This window comes from Millisia brevis NBRC 105863, from assembly GCF_001552615.1.
In the GTDB taxonomy this organism is placed as follows: domain Bacteria; phylum Actinomycetota; class Actinomycetes; order Mycobacteriales; family Mycobacteriaceae; genus Millisia; species Millisia brevis.
The window spans coordinates 13,387-35,758 of record NZ_BCRN01000018.1; the positions used below are offsets into that span (position 1 = coordinate 13,387).

Below are 22,372 nucleotides of genomic sequence, written 5' to 3' on the forward strand. Positions count from 1 at the left end.
CCGGGAGCCGTATCCTCCCCGCGGTCGTGCGCCGTATCCACCCGGTGGTCGAGAGCCGTATCCGCCCGGTGGTCGCGGGGCCCAGCCGCCGCGCCGGCCCGAGGCCGATCCTCGCCGCGCCGACGGATCTCCTCGGCATCCGCAGGCCCAACCCCCCGCCGGTTACGACCCCCGGCGGCCGGATGCCCCACCGCCCCGCCGAGCGGACGGGTACCCGCAGCGTCCGCCGGAGGGATATCCGCCGCGCCGTCCCGAGCCGCCGCGTGACGGTCGGCCCGCTGCCGGTCGATCCGCGGAGCCCCCGCCCGCGGCGCCGCAGCAGGGCCGATCCGCGGCGCCCGTCCGGCCCGCGGGACCCCCGCCCGGCCACGGCGCGCCGCAGCGGGCAAACCCGGCCGATGCGCCGCGTCGCCCCGACGGCCCCCCTCCGAACCGCGGCGCCCGCCGACCCGACGGTCCACCCGCTGGCGAGCCCGGCGTCGGTCGCGGCGCTCCGCCGCGCGGATATCCGCCCGTCGACCCCCACGCCGGCCGACCGGGAGCCCCCGGGCGATCACCCGCGGACGAGCGGCCCACCGTGGTCACCCCGCAGGACCGAACCCCGCAGGATCGCACCCCGCCGGGTCGCATCCCGGCCGGCCGACACGAAGGCCCCGGCGCCCGGCCCGCGGGTCCCGATCATCCCGGCCGCCACGAGGCGCCGGAGGGGCGGAATCCGCAACGCCCGGGGCCCGGAGCTCCACCGCCACAACGACAACCGCAGCCTCGGCCGCACGAGATTCCGGTCCGTCCGGCCGCGGACGCGACCGTGGTGCACGGCAATGAGAGCCCCACCGCGTTCCGACCGCACCCGGCCCCGAGCAGTGGCGCTCCCACCGTCTTCGCCGGTGGCGGCCAACCGACCGTTTTCGACGGCGGCAAGGGTGGCGCGGCCGGGCCCGTCGATGCAGGTAACGCCGCCAAACCTCCCGGCGGACACGCGCCGCCAGGGGGCGGGAACGCGACCAAGGTGTACCCCGGCGACCCGGCCGCTGACCCCACGGCCCTGCACGGCGCCGGCGCCACGGCGATCGCGGGCGGTCCCGGTCGGGCGGCCGGAGCCGACCCGCGGGCGTGGTCGGCCCAACCCGATCGTCGCGCCGGTGATCGGCCGCCCGCCCACGCCACCAGGATCGAGAGCCCGCAGGATGCCCCCGCGGGCCTCGGGGTCCCCGGCTACGCCCCGCCGCAGACCCCCGAGCGTTATGCCGACGGCGCCCGCTCGTCGACGGTCGCACCCCCGCGCCCCGGGATCGATCGCCGCCCCCCGGCGGGACCGAAGCGCCGATTCGGCGGTCCACCGAAGCCCCCGGGCGGTCGGCGCGGGCTGCCCACCGCATTTCGGCGGCTGCCGCGCCCGCGCGCGGGCCTGTTCGGTCTGCTCGCGATCGGCCTGGTGGTGCTGCTGATCGGATCGGTGTTCTTCTTCGATTCCCGTTTGCAGCGAACCGACGTCATGCCGGAACCGCGCCCGGCGGATACCCCCGGTACCAACTGGCTACTGGTCGGCTCGGACAGCCGCGTCGGACTGACCCCGGAGCAGGAAGCGGAGTTGGCGACCGGCGGCGATATCGGCTCCAGTCGCACCGACACGATCATTCTGATCCACATTCCGTCGGGGTCCGGGCCGACGACAATGGTTAGCCTACCCAGGGATTCTTATGTATCAATTCCCGGGTATGGACAGGATAAGCTAAATACCGCATTCGCTCTCGGCGGTGGTTCTTTGCTAATCCAAACCATAGAGCAATCCACGGGAATTCGCATCGACCGCTATGCCGAGATCGGATTCGGCGGTTTTGCCGGAATCGTGGACGCGGTCGGCGGGGTCAATATGTGCCTGCCCAATCCGATCGACGACCCGCTCGCGGGTATCAATCTGGCGGCCGGATGTCAGGATCTCACCGGCGCCGAGGCGCTCGGTTTCGTCCGGACCCGCGCCACCGCCCTCGCCGACATCGATCGCATGAACAACCAGCGAATGTTCCTGTCCGCCTTGCTTTCCAAGGCGACGAGCTGGTCGACACTGCTCAATCCGTGGCGGATGTGGAACCTGACCTCGGGGGTGACCCAATCGCTGACGGTCGACAGCGGCACCCATCTGTGGCATCTCGCTCGGCTCGGCTGGGCGCTGCGTTCGTCGGTGGTGGCCACGACGGTGCCGGTCGGGGGCTTCGCCGATACGGCCGCGGGAAACGTGTTGCTGTGGGATGAGGTAAGGGCACCCGAATTCTTCGGCTATCTTTCTCGGGACGAACCGCTACCGGAAAATTTGATCACGACGACGCCGTAACGCAACTGTTAATTCGAAGTTTTGGTGGAACCCGAATATGTCGCTATTCTTGTCGACATGAGCGACGGAGACAGCAAGTTTGTGAAGCTGCTGAAGGATCAGGTGCGCAACGAGTTCACCGCGTCCCAGCAATATATCGCCATCGCCGTGTACTTCGATGGCAAGGATCTTCCGCAGTTGGCGAAGCGGTTCTACGAGCAGGCGCTCGAGGAGCGCGGCCACGCGTTGATGATGATCCAGTACCTCCTCGACCAGGACGAGGAGATCGAGATCCCCGCCATCGACGCGGTGGTCAACGGCTTCGGATCGGTGCGCGAGCCGGTCAAGTTGGCCCTCGATCAGGAGCGCACGGTCACCGAGCAGATCATCACCCTGGCCCGCACCGCGCGGGACATCGGCGATTACATCGGTGAGCAGTTCATGCAGTGGTTCCTGGCCGAGCAGGTCGAGGAGGTGTCGTCGATGACCACTCTGCTGGCCATCGTCGACCGCGCCGAGGACAACCTCTTCGACATCGAGGACTTCGTGGCGCGCGAGTTCAAGAGCGAGAAGGTCGCGGCGGTCGCGCCGCGCGCCGCCGGTTCCTGACCGGTTCCATCGGGTAGGACCCGCAGACACCACGAGGGGCACGGCTTCGGCCGTGCCCCTCGTGTGTTCGGTCCCGCCCGGACGCGGATCCGGATGCGACCGGGTCAGCGCAGGGTGACCTGGCGGCTGCGCAGGCCGTCGCGGGCCCGTCGCTCCGCCGCGGTCAGATCCTCGTCGGACCGGGCCAGCGCGGCCGCGAAACGCTGTTCGAGCTCCTCGAGCGGTGCGGCCCACTCGTCGGCGTGCCGCTCGGGGTCGAGATCGAAGACCGGCACCAGCAGCCCGTGGGTGCGGAACGAGCCCGCGAAGCGGGAACCCTCACCCAGGTGCAGCTCGCCGGACGCCGAGAGCCGCGCGAGGGTCGACATCAGGGCTTCCTCGTCCTCGGTGCGCACCCAACGCAGATGGGCCTTGTCCCCGGCGTCGACCCACCAGGGCGCGCCCGGCACATCCGCGGCGATCCGCGCCGACGGCATGACGGCGACGTTGGCCTGCGAGATCGTCGATGCCACAGACGGATCGGGATCGGAGCCCTCCGGTACCCACCAGTTGAAGTCCTGATGGACGGTCACCTCGAGCGACCCGTCGGCGTCGATCAGATCGGTCAGATCGGGGGTGTCGTCGTCCGGCTCCGCCCGATTGAGCGAGTCGCCGGTCGAGGCGTCGAGCACCCAGCGGATCGACTCCGCGAAATCCGCTGCCAGATCCGGGGACTCGCCGGCCACCTGGGCGCCGATGTAGCCGATGTTGTCGGTGCGGACCAGTGCGGCGATCGCACCGGGCAATACGGTGGCCAACTGCACCGGGCGGGAATTCTTGCGCAACGGCAGTTCCGCGACGGCGGACGGAACGAATTCGCGCAGCGCAACCAGGTCCGCCTCGAACGCCAGGTCGGCAAACGGCCGGACCGGGATCTGTGCCGCGGCGGCGCGTTCGGCGGCGCGTTTCGCCAGCAACTCGGCGCGGGCGGCGTTCTTGGGTTTGGGAGCCTTCTTGCGTGCCATGCGGGGCAATCTAGCGACCGAGCCACCCCGCGGTGCGACCGGGATGGTTGGTCGCCAGGAAATCGACGCCGACATCGCGGCAGAATTCGACGTCCTCGAGCGAGTCGACCGTCCAGCAGTAGGTCGCCCGTCCGGACGCCGCCGCCCGATCGACCGCATCGGGACGTTCCCGCAGCGTGCGGATCGACGGACCCACCGCGGTCGCGCCGACCGCGGTGGCGGCCGAGCCACCCATGTAGAGCGAGCTGTTCCCCAGCAGGACGGTCGGCAACAGCGGCGCCGACCGCCGGACCCGCCAGATCGCCGAGGGTGCGAAGGACATGACCACCGCGCGCGCGAAGGTCGGCGACGGGGGGCGGGCGAGGCCGTAGCGCTGCAATTCCGCCAGTACCTTGCTCTCGATCATCCCGCCGTAGCGGACCGGATGCTTGGTCTCGATGAACAGCTTGACCGGCTTCGACCGCCAGTCGAGGGCCAGTTCGATCAGGTCGGCGAGCCGCGCGATCGGTTCCGGCTCCGCCAGATCCTTGCCCCGCGCGTAGTCGTACTGGCGCAGGCCCTCGAGGGTCATCTCGCTGACCACCCCGACGCCGGTGGAGGTGCGGTCGATGCGGCGATCGTGGACGCAGACGACCTCGCCGTCACGGGTCAGGCGCACATCGCATTCGATACCGTCGGCGCCCTCGCGCAGCGCTCCGTCGTAGGCGGCGAGGGTGTTCTCGGGGTAGCTGGCCGATGCGCCGCGGTGGGCGATGATCAGCGGACGGCCCAGTTCGGTGGTCATATGCGTTCGGTTCCCACTGGGCTCGGAGCAGAGGCGGGCACGTCGGAGTCCGATGTGCTGCTGTCCGATGCGTCCGGGTGCGGCGCGTCGACACCGCGGATGGGGGCGATCGCGCCCGGTGTGGCCTTGTCGACCATGGCGTCCCCCTCGACAGAGATCACCCAACGCCGCAGGCGGCGCGGTCCACCTTCGATCGCCTCGTCCCGGATGCGACGGAAGACGACCGCGGTGGCGACGGCCACCGCCGCGGCAACCAGATCGGTTACCGCGCTGAACAATACCGCGTTGGCGGCGGCCTGCAACCCGTCGACGCGACGCAGTGCGAGCTGCCCGAGGAACATCGCCCAACCGAGCACCCACAGCGCCCACCACCAGCGGATCGCCGAGGTGAATCGGTGGGCCGTCGGGATCGCTCCGGCCCGGTCGATCTCGGTGAGGAAGACGCCGGGATAGACCCAGTTGACGACCGGCACCAGGCAGCCGAGAGCCAGGGCCCGGGCGGAGCGGGGATCGCTGCGCCCGACGACGTCGAAGACCGCCGCGCGATCGACGATCAGCCGGCAGACCGCCGCCGCAGCGGAGACCGCGGCCAGCACGATGGCGGCCGGGGACGCCAGCCAGACCAGGGCGTCGGAGACGAACCCCACCCAGAGCGGGATCAGGTGGGTGCGGTTGTAGGCGAGCAGCAGGTACCGGATCAGCTCCGCTGCGGCGGCCGCCGCGTAGAGCACCGCCGTCGCGAGCAGCAGGCCGGGCGCCCGGTAGGCCCACCGCTCGATCATCGACGGCCGATCGTCGCGCTCGTCGGCGTCCTCGGTCGACTGCCACAGCCCCCACCCGGGATTGCCCGGGTAGGTGGGAGTCGGAGACACCGCGGCGGTCTGCCGGGTGCCGGTCGACAGGGCGACCGAGGAATTCGGTGGCGGGGTGGCGACCCAGCGCACCCGCCCGGGAGCCGGCATCCGCTGCGGCACCGGCGCGGTGGCGAACGGTGCGCTCAGCCTGCCACCGCACCGCGGGCAGATCGCCGCCGGCGCCGCACCCACCGCCCAGACCGCCCGGCAGTGGGAGCAGACCTGATGGTGCGGCATGTCAGAAGATCGAACCCGCGTCGCCGGAGTCGGTCACGACCGGCCGTCCCGCCACCTGCCACCCGACCATGCCGTCGACGACGACCATCGGCTCGTATCCCACCTGCTCGAGGTAGGCGGCGACGCGCGCCGAGCGCCCACCCTGGCGGCAGACGACGTAGAGGTCGGCGTCCGGGTCGATCTCCTCGAAGCGGGTCGGGATATCGGTCATCGGAATATGCTGCGCGCCCGGGGCATGCCCCAGCGCCCACTCGTCGTCCTCCCGGACATCGAGCAGCACCGTGCTCTCGACCGCCGTGGGGTCGGGGACCTCGGCGGCCGTGATGGCGCTTGGTTCGGTCACCTCGCGATCCTGACACGTTCGGCGGCCACGTGTCACACCATGTCGGCTCTTCGATGTCCCGGCGACATCCCGCGAGCCCCCCGCCGTCGGCCGCGGCGACTCGGCCGACCGAGAGGTGTTCGAGAGGTGTTTCGGTGTCGTTCGATCGATCGACGTGGCCGGCCCGCTCACCGGGAAGGGCCCGATGAGGATGCGGGGAAACCAGGACTCGGTATGGTTTGCGGGTGACCCGCCGAGGTCTCGGTCGAAGGAAAGGTGCCCCGTCGTGAGTGCAGTTCGTCGGTGGCCGCCCGAACGGGGAGGTCACGCGCTCATGTTGATGAGCATGTTGATGCGGGAAGCCACGGCCGAGTTGGACGAGGAACGCTGGGATGGCCTGGCCGCGGACGATCTTCGGGTGATCGAGGCGACCACCACCGAGGGTGTCACCGTCGCCGAGGTCTCCCGCCGGGTCGGCATCCCCGAGGACGAGGGCCGCGCCGCCGTGGAGCGCCTGGTGGCCAGCGGCCACCTCGAGATGACCGACCACCCCTCCGATCGCGGCCGGAGGGTGCTGCACCGCACCCGGTCGGGCCAGCACGTGATGGCCCGGGCCGATCTGCGCATCCGGCAGATCGAGGCGCGGTGGGCCCAGACCGTCGGTGCGGGTGGCTATCGCCAGTTCCGCACGGCGCTCGAGCAGTTGGCGGTCGACCACGCCGGGATCGTCGCGAGCGGCCCGGAGCGGTCGGCCACGACCTCTCGGGAACGATCGGACGTGTCGGCCCGCGATCGGGGGGATTCCTCCGGTCGATCCGACGCCGCTCGCCGCGAAGGGGTGGGCAGAGCCGATAGCGGGACCCGGGACCGGCCGTTGGCATCGACGCGGGAGCGGTCCGCCGTACCGCGGCAGGCCGGCGTCCGGTCAGGCGATCAGACCCGCTCCCGCACCTAGCGTCGCCGGCGGTACCCAGCCGCGATCGAGCACCTCGCGATAGCCGGCCGCGACGCGGGCGACCACCGCGTCGAGGGTGTCGGCGCGACCGCCGTAGGTCAGCCGCACGTGGTGGGCCAGTCCACCGCCGACACCGAATTGATGGCCGGCGACGATCAGCACCCCGCGCGCCTGCGCCGCGGCCACCACCAGCGGCGCGATCGGTTCCGGCAGCCGGCACCACAGCGACAGCCCACCGGGCGGCACCGTCCGGCGCCACTGCGGCAGGTGTTCGCCGACGGCAGCGACCAGCCGATCGCGCGCCGACCGATACGAGCGGCGACGGTCGGGCAGGATCGTGTCGATCTCGCCGAGCAGGTGGGTCGCGATCAGCTGGTCGAGCAGCGAAGCGGACAGGAAGAGCGTCGACATCGACCGGGCCAGCCGATCGATCTCCGACCGTGGAGCGCGGATCCACCCGACGCGCAGCCCACCCCAGAAGGTCTTGCTGGTGCTGCCGACGGTCACCGTGTGCGGGTCGAACCGCGCGAACGGCGGTGGCTGGTCGATGTCGTCGAGGACCAGTTCGGCCATCGTCTCGTCGATGACCGCCGGTACCCGAGCCGCCCGCAGGACCTCGGCGACCGCCCGGCGGTCGTCGGCGCCCAGCAGCGCCCCGGTCGGGTTCTGAAAGTCCGGCATCAGCAGCGCGAACGCCGGCGCGCTGCGACGCACGGTGGCGGCGAGTTCCTCGACATCCCAGCGGCCCGCGCCCAGCCCCAGGGCGATCGGGCGGGCCCCCGAGGCGGTGACTGCCGCCATCGAGTTCGGATAACCGGGGGATTCGACGACCACCCGATCGCCGGGGTCGAGGTAGGTGCGGGCGACGACGTTGATCGCGGCCAGGGCGCCCGGCGTCACCAGGATGTTCTCGGCGTCGGTCGGTAGGCCGCGGGCCCGGTAGCGATCGGCGATCGCCGATCGCAGTTCCGGCAGGCCGAGCGGGTGGTAGCCGATCCCGCGCAGGTGCCCGGGCAGCGAGCGGGTGGCCGCCTCGAGGGCCGCGGCAAATCCCGGCGGCGCATCCGATGCGGCGCAGGTCAGATCGCCCGGGGTCGGCGCGCCGGCGCTGCCGCCGACCGAGGGTTCGGTCGGCACCAGTGGTCCGCTCGGCTCGGGGCGCCGGCCGGGCAGCTTGAGCACGGTGCCGGACCCGCGGCGCGAGATCGCCCAATCATCTGCCACCAGAACGGCATAGGCGCGCGTGACGGTGGTTCGGCTGACATCGAGCACCTCGGTGAGCGACCGTTCGCTGGGTAGGGTCGCCCCGGTGGGGATCCGCCCGTCGACCACCGCCGATCGGATCGCCTCGGCCAGCCGCCGATAGGCCGGCAGCCGCTCGCCCGGATCGCCCTGCTCGGCGCCCGCGCCGGCGCCGTCGCGGAGGGGGCCGCCGATCTCACGGACGAGTCGGGAGGCGGGAATGCGGGCAACCATGTGGCCATGTTGTCACAAGTGGCTATTGAATCAATATCCACTTGCTTGACAGGGTGTCCACATGAACATACGTCCTACCGGCGGCTCGACACCGCTGTTGCGGGTCGGTCCGGTGGCCCAGCTGCGTGCCGGCCGCCTACCGCGCCGATTGCTGCAGTTATTTGTCGGGCTGAGTCTCTACGGCCTGTCGATGGCGATGATGATTCGCGGAGCGCTCGGACTCAACCCGTGGGATGTCTTGCACCAGGGCGTAACCCGGCATATCCCGCTGAGCTTCGGCGCCGTGGTGGCGGTGGTCGGCGTGCTGGTGCTGCTCGCCTGGATCCCGCTGCGTCAGAAGCCGGGGCTCGGGACGTTCGCCAATGTCGCGGTCCTCGCGATGGCGGTCGATGTCGGCCTGGCCACTATCGCTCCACCCGAGCATCTTTCGTCACGATCGGCGCTATTGGTGGCCGGGATCGTGCTCAACGGTATCGCCGGCGCGCTGTATATCGGCGCGCAGTTCGGTCCCGGCCCGCGAGACGGACTGATGACCGGTCTGGCGGAGCGAACGGGGGCATCGATTCGGTTGGTGCGCACGGCAATAGAGATCTCCGTGCTCGGGGTGGGATTTCTGCTCGGCGGTACCGTCGGAATCGGTACAGTCGCCTACGCCGTGGGAATCGGCCCGCTGACGCAATTCTTCCTGCGCTACACCGTCGTCGACATTCGACCGGCGTCGGATCGAGCCGCAGCCGTGGATGCGGCCGAACCACGCGGGCACGTCGGTGTGCCCGCGGGTGCGGTGCGATCGGTGGAAATCAGCGCGGCACCTCGACCGCGGCGGCTTCGACTCGGCGGATCGCTCCGGTCGGACAGGTGACGCCGTTGAATCGCTGATTGCTGTAGGCGCCGGGATTCTTCACGAGATAGCGCTGGTGGTAATCCTCTGCGTGCCAGAAGCGTTCGAGGGGGGCGATCGTGGTGGTGATCATGCCGCGGTCGGCATCGTGCAGACGCTGCTGGTAGATGTTCATCGACTGGACCGCCACGGCGTGCTGGGCGGATCGGGTGGTGAGAATGATTGAGCGATACTGTGATCCGATGTCATTGCCCTGCCGGTCACCCTGGGTGGGGTCGTGATTCTCCCAGAAGTAGGTCAGCAGGTCGGTCATCGAGATCCGTTGCGGCTCATAGGTGATAAGCACCGATTCGGCATGGCCGGTCGTATCGGAGCAGACGTCGCGGTAGGTCGGATCGCAGGCCGCGCCGCCTGCATAGCCTACCGCCGTATCGGTGACACCGTCCAAGGTACGAAAGAGCTCCTCGGCGCCCCAGAAACACCCCATGCCCACGACCAGCGAACCGAGACCGGCCGCGTGCCCATCGGGTGTCACCGGGAAGGTGATCGGTCGCCCTGCGGCGACGTGTGTGGCGGTTGGACCCATGGGCGAATGTTACGCGTGATGCGGACCGATCCGCTTGCGGCCCGCGCGGCGCCGCCGGCCAAATCTCCTGTACGCGAGATGGAAGATGACCTTTCTCACTCCCCGGGATCGGCGCCCGGAGATCGATCGGCGCCCGGAGATCGATGCCCGGAGATGGTCGTCCCGTACGGGAACCGGGAATGGTGCTCGTGGTCGAAATTGTTGCATCCGAGGTAGGAATGCTATTGGGTTGGTTGGCGGCGTCGCCTCGCGCGGACGGCGACGCCTCGGCTGACCGCGGACGGTTCGGATCACTCGTTACCCGGATCCGGCGTGCCCGACGACTGTGAGAACCGCTTGAAGGAAAGGAACCACGTGTCCGTATACACGCTGCCCGAGCTTGATTACGACTACAGCGCGCTCGAGCCGCACATTTCCGGCCAGATCAACGAGCTCCACCACAGCAAGCACCATGCGACCTACGTCGCCGGTGCCAACTCGGCCCTCGACAAGTTGGAAGAGGCGCGCGAGAAGGGTGACCAGAGCCTGATCTTCCTGAACGAGAAGAACCTGGCGTTCCACCTCGGTGGCCACGTCAACCACTCGATCTGGTGGAAGAATCTGTCCCCCAACGGTGGTGGCAACCCCGAGGGCGAGCTGGCCGCGGCGATCGACGACCAGTTCGGTAGCTTCGACAACTTCCGGGCGCAGTTCACCGCTGCCGCCAATGGCCTGCAGGGATCGGGCTGGGCGGTGCTCGGATACGACACCCTCGGCAAGAAGCTGCTGACCTTCCAGCTCTACGATCAGCAGGCGAATGTGCCGCTGACCATCATCCCGCTGCTGCAGGTCGACATGTGGGAGCACGCCTTCTACCTGCAGTACAAGAACGTGAAGGCCGATTACGTGACCGCGTTCTGGAACGTCGTCAACTGGCCGGATGTCCAGGCGCGCTTCGAGCGGGCGACCGCGGCCGAGGGTCTGTACTTCCCCGCCTGATCCCAGCCCGGGGTTCGATCGCGAACGACATCGACACGGCCCGACCGCAGCCTGCGGTCGGGCCGTGTCGTGTCCGTGGGTCGCAGTCGGCGGCACCCGGTGCCGGCACTCGTGCGGTCTTGTGTGCCGGCACAGCTGTATGGGATCTGTTTTAACAGGCTCAGCGGCGTGCCCCGCCCGGGCGGATGTACGTCCGCCAGTTCGCGCTCGAGGAGGTCGGCATGTCGTCATCGGATGCTCGAATCGGAATCACCCCGTTTCAGTCCGACGGAAGTCTGCGGGGTTTCGTGCTGTCGGGCCGGTGGCCGGACACCACCAAGGAGTGGGCGCACCTGCTGGCGTTCACCGTCCGCATCGCCTCGATGCCCGGACTGCTGTCCACCTCGACGGTCTTCGGCGTGCGCGAGGAACTCCCGGAGGATCCGCCCCCGGGAACGATCGGTCTGGTGCTCGCCGAGGGCCCGGTGCTCGGCGACGAGGCGATCCCGCCCGGCCACTTCGCCGGCGGAAGCCCGCCCGCGGTGATGGTCCTGCATCCGCCGCACGACACCCGACCGAGCCTGCCGGAATGTGCCGGCGCCGCGTCGGGGTGCGTGCTGCTGCCCGGCCTGCCTCATCTGGGGCTCGACCACCGCGCGGCATGGGTGGAGGCCGACGCGGAGGGGACGGTGACCTCGATGGTCAGCCGGGTCGGCGTCGACCCGATCACCGACCCGGATACCGCCGTGCTGGCCATGCTGCTCGCGGCCTGAGCGGCAGCGGAGCGCGGGCTGCGCCGGGGCGGTCGCCGAACCGGCCGATCGGCGACCGGCCCGCCGACATATCGGGCACAAACGGGGAGTGGCTCCGTAGTGCTGCTGGTGCGACGTTTGTCCGGTATGGTGGCGTACGCAAGTGGAGGGGAGTATCCCGCCACGGCGGTGTCGTCATCACGGTCGCATTCTCCGCGGCCCGGTACCGTCGGCCTCGGCGTTCGTCCGAGGTTGGGAGAGACCTCCGGTGACCGTTGGTGGAAGCCGGAGGTATATCTGTGTTCGACGTACCCGTGTGGGCCTGGATCGCGACGATCAGCCTGATCGTCGTCATGTTGGTCGTCGACTTCGTCGGCCACGCGCGCACCCCGCATGCGCCCACTCTCAAGGAATCGGCCTGGTGGTCGGCCGCCTACGTGCTGCTGGCGGTGATCTTCGGCGGATTCGTCTGGTGGGGCCTCGGCGGTGACGCCGGGCAGCAGTACTTCGCCGGGTACATCACCGAGAAGTCGCTGAGCGTCGATAATCTGTTCGTCTTCGTGCTGATCATGGCGGCGTTCAAGGTGCCACGTATCTATCAGCAGAAGGTGCTGTTGATCGGCATCATCATCGCGCTGATCATGCGCGTGATCTTCATTCTGCTGGGCGCCGCGCTGGTCGAGAACTTCTCGTTCATCTTCTATATCTTCGGCGCCTTCCTGCTCTACACCGCCTGGGTGCAGCTGCGGCACAACTCCGACGACGATGACGACGAGTACGAAGAGGGCCGCTTCATGCGGGCGGTCCGCAAGGTGCTGCCGACCACCGACACGTACGTCGAAGACAAGATGTTCGTCCGCCGCAACGGCAAGCTCTTCGTCACCCCGATGCTGATGGTGATGATCGCGATCGGCAGCGCCGACCTGCTGTTCGCGGTCGACTCGATCCCGGCGATCTTCGGTCTGACCCAGAGCGTCTTCCTGATCGTCGCTGCGAACGCGTTCTCGCTGCTGGGCCTGCGCCAGCTCTACTTCCTGATCGACGGCCTGCTCGACAAGCTGGTCTACCTGCACTACGGCCTGGCGGCCATCCTCGCGTTCATCGGCGCGAAGCTGGTCATCCACGCCATGCACACCAACGAGCTGCCGTTCATCAACGGCGGCGAGCACATCACGATCATCCCCGAGGTCCCGATCTCCGTGTCGCTGGTGGTTATCCTCGCGATCCTGACGATCACCACCGTCACCTCGCTGACGATCGGCAACCGTCGCGCCGAGCGGGCGGCGGCGCTCGAGGACGGCGCCTCGGAGGACAAGACCATCTGATCCCGATAGGGATCCATTCTCACCCGGACGGGTCGAGCAGCCGGTCGAGTAGATCGACCAGCTGTTCGGCCCGTTCGTCGTTGCGGCCGCCGATCGGCGCGAGTGTCTGGTTCTGCAGCGCGGTGACCACCCCGACCGCCGCGCGCAGCCGCACCCGCCCGATCGGGGTCAACGTCAGCCGGTGGGCGCGCCCGTCCCCGGGGTCGGGTCGGCGGACCAGGAAGCCGTCGCGTTCGGCCGCCCGCACCAGCTTGGAGACGTAGAGCGGTTCGAGCCCGATCGCCTCGGCCAGTTCGCGCTGGAGCGGGCTGCGCCCGGCGTTGTTCATCGCGAACAGGGCGACCGCGACCGTATAGGTCGCATGGGTCAATCCGTGCGGCTCGAGCGCCCGATCGACCGCAACACGCCATCGGGTGGCGAGCACCCAGAGCCGATGGCCCACCGAGGACCAAGTTGTAGCCATGGCATCAATATACATGGCTACTATATGAATATTCGCCCAGTTCAGAGCCTGCTTCGACCCCTTCGGCGCGGTCCGTGCGGTCGGACAACCGGCACGTCGGACCGGGTGTCCAATGGCCCTTTCCGGGCCGTCCCGATGCCCTGACCAGGAAGTTCGGTGACCCTAACCTTTGCGCTCGATTGCTGGAGCGAGGTGCGAATTCCTACAGTCGGCGGCGGTTCGAGACAAGCAATTCCGGGCCCGACAGACGGATACATCGCCGCAGCCGAGCAAAGAGGCTCCCGCCGGCACGACGGAAGGTTCTATCGGTCATGACCACTGCATTGGTGGTGAGCTTCGCGGTCATCTTCATCGCCGAGTTGGGCGACAAGTCTCAGCTGATGGCGATGACCTTCGCTTTGCGATACCGCTGGTGGGTGGTCATCGGTGGCATCACCGCGGCGACCGGCCTGGTCCACCTGGTGTCGGTCGCGATCGGACATGCGGTCGGCACCGCGATGCCGACCCATCTGATCGGCGTCATCGCCGGTATCGCCTTCCTGATCTTCGGTGCCTGGACGTTGCGCGGCGACAGCCTCAGCGATGCGGAGGCCGGCAAGGCCGCCCGCGTCACCGGATCGGCCTTCCTGGCCGTGACCCTGGCCTTCATGCTCGCCGAGCTCGGCGACAAGACGATGCTCGCGACGATCACCCTGGCGACCGACCACAACTGGGTCGGCGTGTGGATCGGCTCGACCGTGGGCATGGTCGCCGCCGACGCCCTGGCGATCCTGCTCGGCGCGCTGCTGGGCAAGCATCTGCCCGAGCGGGTGGTCAAGATCGGCGCCGGCGTGCTGTTCTTCGTCTCCGGTACCTGGATGATCGGCGACGCCCTCGGCCTGCCGGCCGCGGTCACCATCCTCGCCGCCCTCGCGGTGGGAGCGGCCGTCACCGCCGCGGCGATCCGACTGACCCGGCCGAAGCAGGATGCCGACGCGATCGCCCCAGGAACACCGAGAACACCGGGAACGCCGGGAACGCCGAGGACGAGGCCGTTCTCACCGGTCGCAACGAGACGGACGATTCGGACACCGGGTCGGTGCGGGTGATCGACCGCCGCTGACGCCCGAACCTCGCATACGCACCACACGCGCCGAGTGGCCCCGAGGGCCGCTCGGCGCGTTTGTGTTCTCGGTGACACCGGTACGGTACGAACTGCTACCCCGACGAAAGGACTCGACATGGAACCAGCCGGCTCAGCAGCAGTGATCACCGGAGGGGCGTCGGGGCTCGGCGCGGCCACCGCCGCCCGCTTCGCCGCGGCCGGAGCGACCGTCTTCGGCATCGACCTGCCCCAGTCGATCGAGAAGGCCGGTGACAGCGTTCCCGAGGGCGTGACGCTGCTACCCGCCGACGTGACCAGTGGCGACGAGGTCGCCGCGGCGATCGCCACCATCGTCGAGTCCGGCGTGCCGCTGCGCATCGTCGTCAACTGTGCCGGTGTCGGCTGGGCGGGGCGGATCCTGTCCAAGAAGGGCCCGCACGACCTGGAGCTGTTCCGCACGGTCATCACCGTCAATCTGTTGGGCACGTTCAACGTGATGCGCCTGGCGGCCGACGCGATCAGCAAGACCGAGCCGGTCGACGAGTACGGCCAGCGCGGCGTCGTCATCAACACCGCCTCGGTCGCGGCGTTCGAGGGCCAGGTCGGCCAGATCGCATACTCGGCGTCCAAGGGCGGCGTGCACGGCATGACCATCCCGGCCGCCCGCGACCTCGCCCAGTTCGGCATCCGCGTCAACACGATCGCCCCCGGCATCGTCGACACCCCGATGCTCGCCGGGGTGACCGAGGAATACCGCAAGGGCCTCGAGCAGGGTGTGCCCTTCCCGCATCGGTTGGCCCAGCCGGGCGAGTACGCCCAGTTGGCCGAGGACATCGTGCGCCACGACTACCTCAACGGGGAGACGATCCGCATGGACGGCGCCCTGCGGATGGCGCCGCGCTAACGGTCGCGCAAACGCGTCAGCTCACCCGGGCGACCGACGACGGTGCGATCAACGGCACCTCGTCGGTCGCCCGAGTGCTCATCCAGACCCGCAGCGCCCGGGTGGCGCGCACATCGTCCTCGTTGTACTCGAGCAGGCGGGTGCGCTGGCCGATGTCGGGTGCCGCGTCGTAGCCGACCGCCCGGCGATACCAGGCCATCGATGCCTCGCCGCCCGCCTCGTCGTCGCGCCAGGCGAAGCCGGCCATCGGCGCCAGCTTCTTGAGACCGCGTCCGCCGGGGGCGATGAAGTTGTGCCCGACCGCCTCGAACATGTCGACCCATTCCGGTGAGTCGATGAACGCGTGGATCTCCTCGACGGTCGGAATGCCCGGCCGGCCGACGAAGCGCCGCGCCGACTCCAGGAGCCACTTGTCCTCGGCGAACCGCGAGTAGCAGTAGGCCGCAAAGGTCTGGCCGCGCCGGTGGGCGAGCGCGCGGCGCTGCATCAACCACTGCCAGAACTCGGCGAACGAGCGGGCCTCGTCGTCGGTGGGCAGCGGCTCCCAGGTGACAAATGGGTGGTAGCGCTCGCCGCCGTCGGTCCACTCCAGGGCGCCCCACAGGTAGGCGCCGAATTCCTGGTAGCACTCCATATCGACATCGATCTCGACGTCGGCGCGCGTCACGGTGACCTGCGGCCGGCGGCGGACCAGCGGAACCTGCTGCAACCAGGCGCGCGCGATCACCCCGGCATCCGCGAAGTCGCCCTTCGACCAGCCGGTCGGCAGCTGCCCCTGCCAGTCGGCCAGCTGGTCGATCGTCGTGATGCCGGCCGCGCGCAGCGCCTCGCCGCGGCCACCGGGGGCGACGAGCGAGATGTCGTGGCGTTCGCCGAGGACTCGCTCGCATTCCGACCACCACGGACAGCTGCGGCATTCGGAGATCCGCCCGGCGCCGGTGATCCGCCGGCCGGTGGCGATGTCCATGCGCTCGTCGAAGCGCCGGTGATACTCCGGAGCGGAGTCGGCGGCCCGGTGCACGATCATGACGCGGCCGTCGTGGCCGATCACCGCGCCGAAACCGCTCGCAGCGGCCAGGTCGTGCTGCTCGAGGATCAGTCGGGCCTGGTTGAGCATCAGCTGGTCGCGCAGCTGCGGGCGCGGCTTGAGCGTCGGGGCGATCTGCGGGTCGAACCGGTCGAGGTCGCTGACCAGAGCCCCGGCCCCGGGGTCGACCACCTTGTGATTGACCACCAACACCGGCAGATAGCCGCCGGCCGGGTCGGCGAGCAGCGCCTCGGCCCGCCACCGTCGGCCGCCGCGCCGGTCGTCCGGCAGGCGCGGTCCCCAGATGAGCTCCACCCCGTCGCCGCAGGCCCGCAGGGTCGCCGCGATGCGATCGCCGGTGGGGGCGTCCGCATCGATGACCACCATGCTCGATCGGTCCTGCGCCAACCGGAGCCGGACGGTATCGCGATGGGAGCGGGCGGCGTCGCGCCGCAGGGTGACGCCCACCGGTTCGGCGACGTCCCGCAGCAGCGCGTGATACGCGGTATCGAGATAGAGCCGATGTCCGCAGCGGGTCAACACGTCGGCACCGAGCAGCGGAACCGGCGGCCCCACCGGCCTCGGCTCTATCGACGTCTTGCTCTCGGACACAGGGGGAAGCGTAGTTGGCGGGGGCGACACGATCGCGGGGCGAAGCGACGGCGGCCGGCCGTTCGGTCGCGGCGGAACGTCGCCGGATCGTGCCCGCCGCGCCGTGGACCATCGTTCGACGACCGATCCGCCCGGACTATTGTGCGAGGGACGACACGCAGCCGGCGCCGGGACACCGCCGCGGCCGGCGCGCGGCACCCGATCGGACAAAGGGGCACCACGGACCATGGCGTTGTTCGGCAAGAAGGCCAAGCGGGAGCGCCGCCTGGCCAAGGCGGAGGAAAAGGCGATCACCCGCAAGGCCGAACTCGAGGCCAAGCTGACCGCGCGCAACGACCGCAAGTATCGCCGCCGGGCATTGCGGTCGCAGCGGCGGCTGGAGGATGCGCAGCTCAAGGTCGAGCAGGCGCAGCTGCGCACGCTGGCGGCGCAGGAGAAGGCGGCCAATCGCAAGCTGCTGACCGTGTCGAATGTCCGGCGCTATGTCGCGGTCGCGCAGATCGCCGTTCCGGTGCTCGCACCGATCGTCTACCAGGCGGCGACCGCGCTGCGCGCCCAGCTCGACCAGCGCCGCGCCGCGAAGCTCGGCGTCAGCGTGCAGGAACTCGCCCAGTTCTCCGGGCACGGAGCCGGGCTCTCGGCGCGCATCGCACACGCCGAGACCTCGCTGGGCCGGGTGCGCGAGTTGCAGCCGCAGGATCGCGAGACCAAGGAGTTCGCGGCCGAGGTCGGTGACCGGCTCGGCAAGCTCGCGACCGCCGTCTCCGCGGCCGAACCGATGCCGGCGGCCCGTCGTCGGGCGGCACATTCGTCGATCGACGTGGAGCTGGCGGGTATCGAGGCCGATCTGCTGGCGCGGCTGGGCGTGCGATGACCCTCGCCGGATCGATCCGCCGGACCGTCGGACGGGGCGATCGGACCTCGAGGCCGGTGCGCCTGCTGCTGGCGGGCGTCCTGGTGGTCATGGCCGCGATCGCCACGTCGCTGGTCCTCGGCGTCGGCCCGGCGGGCGCCCATTCGGTGGTCGTCACCTCGAATCCGGTCGACGGCGCGCTGCCGGCGTGGCCGTTTGTGGGTGTCGCGACCGTGGTGGCCGTCGGTGGGCTGCTCGCCGTTCTGCGTTCCCTTCGGCACGCCGAGCGGTAGGCCCGTCGGCGCGTGAGGTGGAGGTCTCGCCGATCGAGACCGAGCGCACCCTGGTCAGAATCGGGCATTCGGTGGTAAGCACATGGGTATGACCAGCACCGCGCGACCGAGCGCCGGACAATTCGTGCGCTACCAGTTCGGTGCGGTGTTGCCGGAAGACCTGCGGGAGTGGGTCCGTGAGGACCTGGTGGGCCCCGGCGCCACCGGCCGTTACGTCGCACGGTTTGTCGTTCCGCCGTTGCCGATCTTCGCGTTGCTGTTCTTCGTCCCCGGCCCGTGGTGGCTCAGCCTCGGCATGATCGTGCTGTTGCTGGTACCGCTGGCGTACTTCTGCATCGGCCTGTCGACGGTGTACCGCCGCCACCGGCTGGCGGTACACGGTCTCGATCCGGAATTGGTCCACGAGCGGGCCGACCGGGCGGAGTCGGCGATGCGCGCGGACTACGAGCGTCGGCACCGCGCCTGATCGTGCACCCTCGTCGCGGCCGGTCGCAGGGGGATCCGTAACCGTCGAGTCCCCGCGGTTACAGTTTCGGACATGACCGAATCGTTCATCGCCACCGCCGACCTCGCCGACCGTATCGGTCCGGATATCCGTAGCTGCGACACCGCATTTCGCAATATCGGTGGTCGCGCCCGGTTCAGCGGTCGAGTGACGACGATCCTCACCTTCCAGGACAACCTCCTGGTCAAGGAAACGATGAAGAAGCCCGGGAAGGGCGGCGTACTCGTGGTCGACGGCGGCGGCAGCGTGCACACCGCCCTGGTCGGTGACGTCATCGCCGGATTCGGTGTCGACAACGGCTGGTCGGGGGTCATCGTCAACGGTGCGGTGCGCGATTCGGCGCTGCTCGCCGGACTGGACATCGGCGTGAAGGCGCTGGGCACCAACCCGCGCAAGTCGACCCAGACCGGCAACGGGTCGGCGCTCGACGTCGCGGTCGAATTCGGTGGCATCCGGTTCGAGCCCGGCGAGTACGTCTACTCCGACGAGGACGGAATCGTGGTCGTCGCGGAGCCGTTGCCGGTCGACGAGTCCTGACCTCGGCCGGACCGCGGCCCGTCCGCGGTCCGGTCAGTCCTCGGTCTGCTTCGGCGCGCGGCGCAGGCGCCGGCGTGCGATGTCCCCGCCGCGCAACGCGGCGCCCAGGATGCGACCGCGCGGTCCGGCCGGAACCGCCCGCACCCGGGAGACCGAATAGCTGTCGGGTCCCGACCAGGCATTCTTGATCCCGTTGGTGCCGATGCCGTGGTCGAGGCGGTCGAAGTCGAGTCCGTCGTGCTTGTCCGCCAGTTGGGCCAGGATCTGGTGTCCGGGCTGGCCCGACGCGATCGCCGGGTCGAAGTGCGAGAGCCAGCTGTGCAGCGTGCGCCCGGAGCGCAGCGAGATCTCGTGCGCCATCCAGGTGTCGCCGACCACCATGCCGGCGATCAGCAGCCGTCCCTCCCGCGCTTCCGCGGTCAGTGTCGATTCGACCAATGCGGACAGCGGCTCGGCGAGGTAGTCGATCCGTCCGGACATCGAGGCGGTGCGGGCGGCGGACACGCGGCGCAGGTCGGCCCACCGCGCGGCGAGTTCCTCGGGAGCGGACACGGTGACAAATTCGACCGGACCGTGTTCGCGTTCGACCGCACGCAGCGCGGTGCGCAGACGCTTGAGCGAGCGGGCGCTGCGGATGTCGTGGGCGCCGTCGCCGGCGGCGAGGGTCAGCACCGGGGATTCGTCGACGACCTGCTCCTCGAGCTGCCAGTCGCGGCGGCGGCGCAGCGCGTCGAGGAAGGTGCTGTCGGTGGGGATGCGGTCGAAGGTCAGCGGCAGCCGCTCGCGTCGCAGCACGTCGAGCAGGGCGTCGGCGGAATCCGGCCCGTCGACGAGCGCATCGCTCGCCGCGCCCAACCGGTGTCCGGCCGACGTCGCGAACCGCAACGGGCCCGCGCCGAGGATGCGCAGCCCCAGGACCGCTCGAGCGCCCGAGGCGTCGACGATCCCGGCGACCGCGGTCGTCACGCCCGGCAGTCCGCGTCCACCGATCGGCAGACCTGCGGTTGCGGCCACATAGGCCGGTCGCTCGGTGAACGGCGCACCCACCCGATCGGCCAAATCGGACCAGTCGCCGACCGTTACCGGGTCGCCGACCACAGCGAGGTTCCCGAATGGTTCTACGGTCGGCACCCAATACTTATACCAGGGCGGCGATCCGGGTTATTTGTCCGCTTCCGGAATGGACGGTGCACCGGCGGCCGGCGAGGCGACCACCGGCTCCTCGCACCGTTGTTCAGGCGTCGCCGGCAGCCTCGGTCTCGATGACCACCGACAAGCCGGCGACCTCGACGACGTCCCCGGCGACCAATTGGCGGCCCCGGCGGGTGTCGACCGTGCCGTTGACCAGCACCTCGCCCGCGCCGATCAGATCCTTCGCGTCCGTGCCCGAGTCGACCAGGTCGGCCAGCTTGAGCGCCTGACCCAGCCGGATCGAGCCGTCGCGGATCGTCAGTACCCGTCGTTGGGTCACCCGAACTGCACCCCCTGCGCGAGGGGCAGTTCGGAGCTGTAATTGACGGTATTGGTCGTCCGTCGCATATAACCGCGCCACGCGTCCGAGCCGGACTCGCGGCCACCGCCGGTCTCCTTCTCCCCGCCGAAGGCGCCGCCGATCTCCGCCCCGGAGGGGCCGATGTTGACGTTCGCGATGCCGCAGTCGGACCCGCTCGCCGACAGGAAGCGCTCCGCCTCGCGCAGGTCGGTGGTGAAGACCGACGACGACAGGCCCTGCGGCACATCGTTGTTCAGCGCGATCGCCTCGTCGAAGTCGGAGTACGTCAGCACGTAGAGGATCGGTGCGAACGTCTCGCTGCGCACCACCGCGGACTGCTCCGGCATCCGCACGATCGTCGGATGGACGTAGTACGCGTCGTCACCGGAGTCGCCGCCGACCGCGACCCGATCGCCGCCGGCCACGATCGATCCGCCCTGCTCGGCGGCCGCGCTCAGTGCGGCGGTGAAACCGTTGTAGGCCTGCTGATCGATCAGCGGGCCGACCAGGGTGTCCGCCTCGAGCGGCGAGCCGATCGGCAGGCTGGCGTACGCCTTGGCGAGCCGCTCGACCAGTTCGTCGGCGATCGACTCGTGCGCGATCACCCGGCGCAGCGAGGTGCAGCGTTGACCGGCGGTACCCGCGGCGGAGAAGACCAGGCCGCGCACGGTCAGGTCGATGTCCGCCGAGGGGGCGACGATCGCGGCGTTGTTGCCGCCCAGTTCGAGCAGGACGCGGCCGAAGCGCGCGGCCACGCGGGGAGCGACCTGCGCGCCCATCCGCGTCGATCCGGTCGCCGAGACCAGCGCGATGCGGGTGTCGTCCACCAGGGCCTCGCCGACGGCGCGGTCACCGATCACCAACTGGGCGATCGCGGGATCGGCGCCCGCGCGGCGCGCCGCCTCCTCCATGATCGCCTGGACCGCGAGGCCGGTCAGCGGGGTCTTCTCCGAGGGCTTCCAGACGACGGTGTCGCCGGAGACCAGGGCCAGCACCGTATTCCAGGACCACACCGCCACCGGGAAGTTGAAGGCGGTGATCACCGCGATCGGGCCGAGCGGATGCCACTGCTCCATCATCCGGTGGCCCGGCCGCTCGGTGGCGATCGTCAATCCGTAGAGCTGGCGGGACAGTCCGACGCCGAAGTCGCAGATGTCGATCATCTCCTGGACCTCGCCGAGGCCCTCGCTGCGGATCTTGCCCGCCTCGATCGACACCAGTTCACCCAGATCGGCCTTGTGTTCGCGCAGCAGTTCGCCGAGTTCGCGCACGACCGCACCGCGCACCGGGGCGGGCACCGAGCGCCACGTGGTGAACGCCTGCTGCGCCCGGGCGATCACCGCGTCGACGTCGGTGGTCGCGGGCACCCGCGCGATGGTCTCGCCGGTGATCGGCGACCGGGCGATCACCGCCTCGGCGGACGGGTCGGCGTCGGGCAGCGTCGTGCCGACCGCCTCCAGAATGCGGCGTGCTCGATCCGTGACCGTTGTCTGAGCGGTTGTCACCGGTGTCCACCTTTCGTCTCGACGTTCGACGATAGTCGGCCGTTTCCGTCCGACATCGAACGGCTGGGAGATAATCCTATGATC

General features: G+C 69.7%; 25 protein-coding genes. 14 read left to right on the plus strand and 11 right to left on the minus strand.

Going from position 1 to position 22,372, the window contains the following annotated elements; genetic code table 11:
* Window positions 1–1,435: 1,435 nt before the first annotated feature.
* Window positions 1,436–2,332 carry an LCP family protein gene (locus tag MB1_RS26670; protein WP_369406878.1) on the plus strand — a complete coding sequence of 299 codons (897 nt, stop codon included), beginning with the start codon at window positions 1,436–1,438 and terminating at the stop codon, window positions 2,330–2,332.
* Window positions 2,333–2,389: 57 nt separating this feature from the next.
* On the plus strand, window positions 2,390–2,920 hold the full coding sequence (locus tag MB1_RS20760; protein WP_066912096.1) for a ferritin: 531 nt from the start codon (window positions 2,390–2,392) through the stop codon (window positions 2,918–2,920).
* A 104-nt stretch (window positions 2,921–3,024) separates the two neighbouring features.
* Here MB1_RS20760 and MB1_RS20765 read toward each other — a convergent pair whose 3' ends face one another.
* From MB1_RS20765 to MB1_RS20775, 3 genes are read right to left on the minus strand one after another with little or no spacing between them, the layout of a single operon-like run.
* Entirely contained in the window at window positions 3,025–3,924 is a 900-nt protein-coding gene (locus tag MB1_RS20765) for a DUF5926 family protein (RefSeq protein ID WP_066912099.1), read from the minus strand.
* 10 nt (window positions 3,925–3,934) lie between these two features.
* A complete protein-coding gene (locus MB1_RS20770) occupies window positions 3,935–4,708 on the minus strand; it encodes a glycerophosphodiester phosphodiesterase (protein WP_066912102.1) in 774 nt (257 codons plus the stop codon).
* Entirely contained in the window at window positions 4,705–5,580 is an 876-nt protein-coding gene (locus MB1_RS20775; RefSeq protein ID WP_169801712.1) for a DUF4328 domain-containing protein, read from the minus strand. Before MB1_RS20775 ends, MB1_RS20770 begins: the two co-directional genes overlap by 4 nt.
* Here MB1_RS20775 and MB1_RS26125 point away from each other — a divergent pair.
* Window positions 5,564–5,788, plus strand: coding sequence for a hypothetical protein (locus MB1_RS26125; RefSeq protein WP_169801713.1), 225 nt, complete (start codon window positions 5,564–5,566; stop codon window positions 5,786–5,788). The two genes, MB1_RS20775 and MB1_RS26125, sit on opposite strands and share 17 nt — an antisense overlap.
* A 12-nt stretch (window positions 5,789–5,800) precedes the next feature.
* Here MB1_RS26125 and MB1_RS20780 read toward each other — a convergent pair whose 3' ends face one another.
* Entirely contained in the window at window positions 5,801–6,142 is a 342-nt protein-coding gene (locus tag MB1_RS20780) for a rhodanese-like domain-containing protein (RefSeq protein ID WP_066912109.1), read from the minus strand.
* Between the two features lie 265 nt (window positions 6,143–6,407).
* Between MB1_RS20780 and MB1_RS20785 the strand changes: the two genes are divergently transcribed.
* Complete coding sequence (locus MB1_RS20785) at window positions 6,408–7,076, plus strand: winged helix DNA-binding protein (protein ID WP_157084209.1); 669 nt, start codon at window positions 6,408–6,410, stop codon at window positions 7,074–7,076.
* Here MB1_RS20785 and yczR read toward each other — a convergent pair.
* Window positions 7,047–8,552: a MocR-like transcription factor YczR gene (yczR, locus tag MB1_RS20790; RefSeq protein ID WP_066912115.1), complete on the minus strand. Its 1,506-nt coding sequence runs from the start codon at window positions 8,550–8,552 to the stop codon at window positions 7,047–7,049. The two genes, MB1_RS20785 and yczR, sit on opposite strands and share 30 nt — an antisense overlap.
* Window positions 8,553–8,613: 61 nt before the next feature.
* Between yczR and yczE the strand changes: the two genes are divergently transcribed.
* Window positions 8,614–9,414 (plus strand): membrane protein YczE, encoded by an 801-nt coding sequence (gene yczE, locus MB1_RS20795; protein ID WP_169801714.1) that lies wholly within the window; start codon window positions 8,614–8,616, stop codon window positions 9,412–9,414.
* On the opposite strand, the gene msrA is transcribed toward yczE, so the two are convergent.
* Entirely contained in the window at window positions 9,353–9,979 is a 627-nt protein-coding gene (msrA, locus tag MB1_RS20800; protein ID WP_066912119.1) for a peptide-methionine (S)-S-oxide reductase MsrA, read from the minus strand. The genes yczE and msrA overlap by 62 nt on opposite strands.
* A gap of 354 nt (window positions 9,980–10,333) precedes the next feature.
* On the opposite strand from msrA, the gene MB1_RS20805 reads away from it, so the two are divergent.
* The 3 genes from MB1_RS20805 to MB1_RS20815 all read left to right on the plus strand — a co-directional run bounded on the left by MB1_RS20805 (window position 10,334) and on the right by MB1_RS20815 (window position 13,013).
* Entirely contained in the window at window positions 10,334–10,957 is a 624-nt protein-coding gene (locus MB1_RS20805) for a superoxide dismutase (protein WP_066912122.1), read from the plus strand.
* A 221-nt stretch (window positions 10,958–11,178) separates the two neighbouring features.
* Entirely contained in the window at window positions 11,179–11,709 is a 531-nt protein-coding gene (locus tag MB1_RS20810; RefSeq protein WP_066912314.1) for a peptidase, read from the plus strand.
* Window positions 11,710–11,987: 278 nt separating this feature from the next.
* Complete coding sequence (locus MB1_RS20815; RefSeq protein WP_281190317.1) at window positions 11,988–13,013, plus strand: TerC family protein; 1,026 nt, start codon at window positions 11,988–11,990, stop codon at window positions 13,011–13,013.
* Window positions 13,014–13,032: 19 nt separating this feature from the next.
* Here the strand turns inward: MB1_RS20815 and MB1_RS20820 are convergent, their stop codons facing one another.
* Window positions 13,033–13,476: a MarR family winged helix-turn-helix transcriptional regulator gene (locus tag MB1_RS20820; RefSeq protein ID WP_066912125.1), complete on the minus strand. Its 444-nt coding sequence runs from the start codon at window positions 13,474–13,476 to the stop codon at window positions 13,033–13,035.
* Between the two features lie 311 nt (window positions 13,477–13,787).
* On the opposite strand from MB1_RS20820, the gene MB1_RS20825 reads away from it, so the two are divergent.
* Both MB1_RS20825 and MB1_RS20830 read left to right on the plus strand, forming a co-directional pair.
* Complete coding sequence (locus MB1_RS20825; protein ID WP_084352350.1) at window positions 13,788–14,564, plus strand: TMEM165/GDT1 family protein; 777 nt, start codon at window positions 13,788–13,790, stop codon at window positions 14,562–14,564.
* Between the two features lie 132 nt (window positions 14,565–14,696).
* Complete coding sequence (locus MB1_RS20830; RefSeq protein WP_066912128.1) at window positions 14,697–15,464, plus strand: SDR family NAD(P)-dependent oxidoreductase; 768 nt, start codon at window positions 14,697–14,699, stop codon at window positions 15,462–15,464.
* 16 nt (window positions 15,465–15,480) lie between these two features.
* Here MB1_RS20830 and MB1_RS20835 read toward each other — a convergent pair whose 3' ends face one another.
* The gene (locus tag MB1_RS20835; RefSeq protein WP_245650297.1) at window positions 15,481–17,103 is read right to left on the minus strand and encodes a TM0106 family RecB-like putative nuclease; all 1,623 of its coding nucleotides are present in this window, start codon (window positions 17,101–17,103) and stop codon (window positions 15,481–15,483) included.
* Between the two features lie 226 nt (window positions 17,104–17,329).
* Between MB1_RS20835 and MB1_RS20840 the strand changes: the two genes are divergently transcribed.
* From MB1_RS20840 to rraA, 4 genes are all read left to right on the plus strand, one after another.
* The gene (locus tag MB1_RS20840) at window positions 17,330–17,977 is read left to right on the plus strand and encodes a DUF6474 family protein (protein ID WP_066912131.1); all 648 of its coding nucleotides are present in this window, start codon (window positions 17,330–17,332) and stop codon (window positions 17,975–17,977) included.
* Between the two features lie 56 nt (window positions 17,978–18,033).
* Window positions 18,034–18,249 carry a hypothetical protein gene (locus tag MB1_RS20845; RefSeq protein ID WP_169801715.1) on the plus strand — a complete coding sequence of 72 codons (216 nt, stop codon included), beginning with the start codon at window positions 18,034–18,036 and terminating at the stop codon, window positions 18,247–18,249.
* Window positions 18,250–18,337: 88 nt separating this feature from the next.
* On the plus strand, window positions 18,338–18,715 hold the full coding sequence (locus MB1_RS20850) for a DUF5313 family protein (RefSeq protein WP_066912137.1): 378 nt from the start codon (window positions 18,338–18,340) through the stop codon (window positions 18,713–18,715).
* 72 nt (window positions 18,716–18,787) lie between these two features.
* Entirely contained in the window at window positions 18,788–19,291 is a 504-nt protein-coding gene (gene rraA / locus MB1_RS20855) for a ribonuclease E activity regulator RraA (RefSeq protein ID WP_066912140.1), read from the plus strand.
* A 33-nt stretch (window positions 19,292–19,324) separates the two neighbouring features.
* On the opposite strand, the gene MB1_RS20860 is transcribed toward rraA, so the two are convergent.
* The 3 genes from MB1_RS20860 to amaB form a co-directional block, all read right to left on the minus strand.
* Complete coding sequence (locus MB1_RS20860) at window positions 19,325–20,422, minus strand: GNAT family N-acetyltransferase (protein ID WP_157084211.1); 1,098 nt, start codon at window positions 20,420–20,422, stop codon at window positions 19,325–19,327.
* Between the two features lie 103 nt (window positions 20,423–20,525).
* On the minus strand, window positions 20,526–20,762 hold the full coding sequence (locus MB1_RS20865) for an RNA-binding S4 domain-containing protein (RefSeq protein ID WP_066912146.1): 237 nt from the start codon (window positions 20,760–20,762) through the stop codon (window positions 20,526–20,528).
* Window positions 20,759–22,288, minus strand: a complete 1,530-nt coding sequence (amaB, locus tag MB1_RS20870) for an L-piperidine-6-carboxylate dehydrogenase (protein ID WP_066912149.1) — start codon at window positions 22,286–22,288, stop codon at window positions 20,759–20,761. The genes MB1_RS20865 and amaB overlap by 4 nt, the downstream gene beginning before the upstream one ends.
* Window positions 22,289–22,372 lie beyond the last annotated feature (84 nt).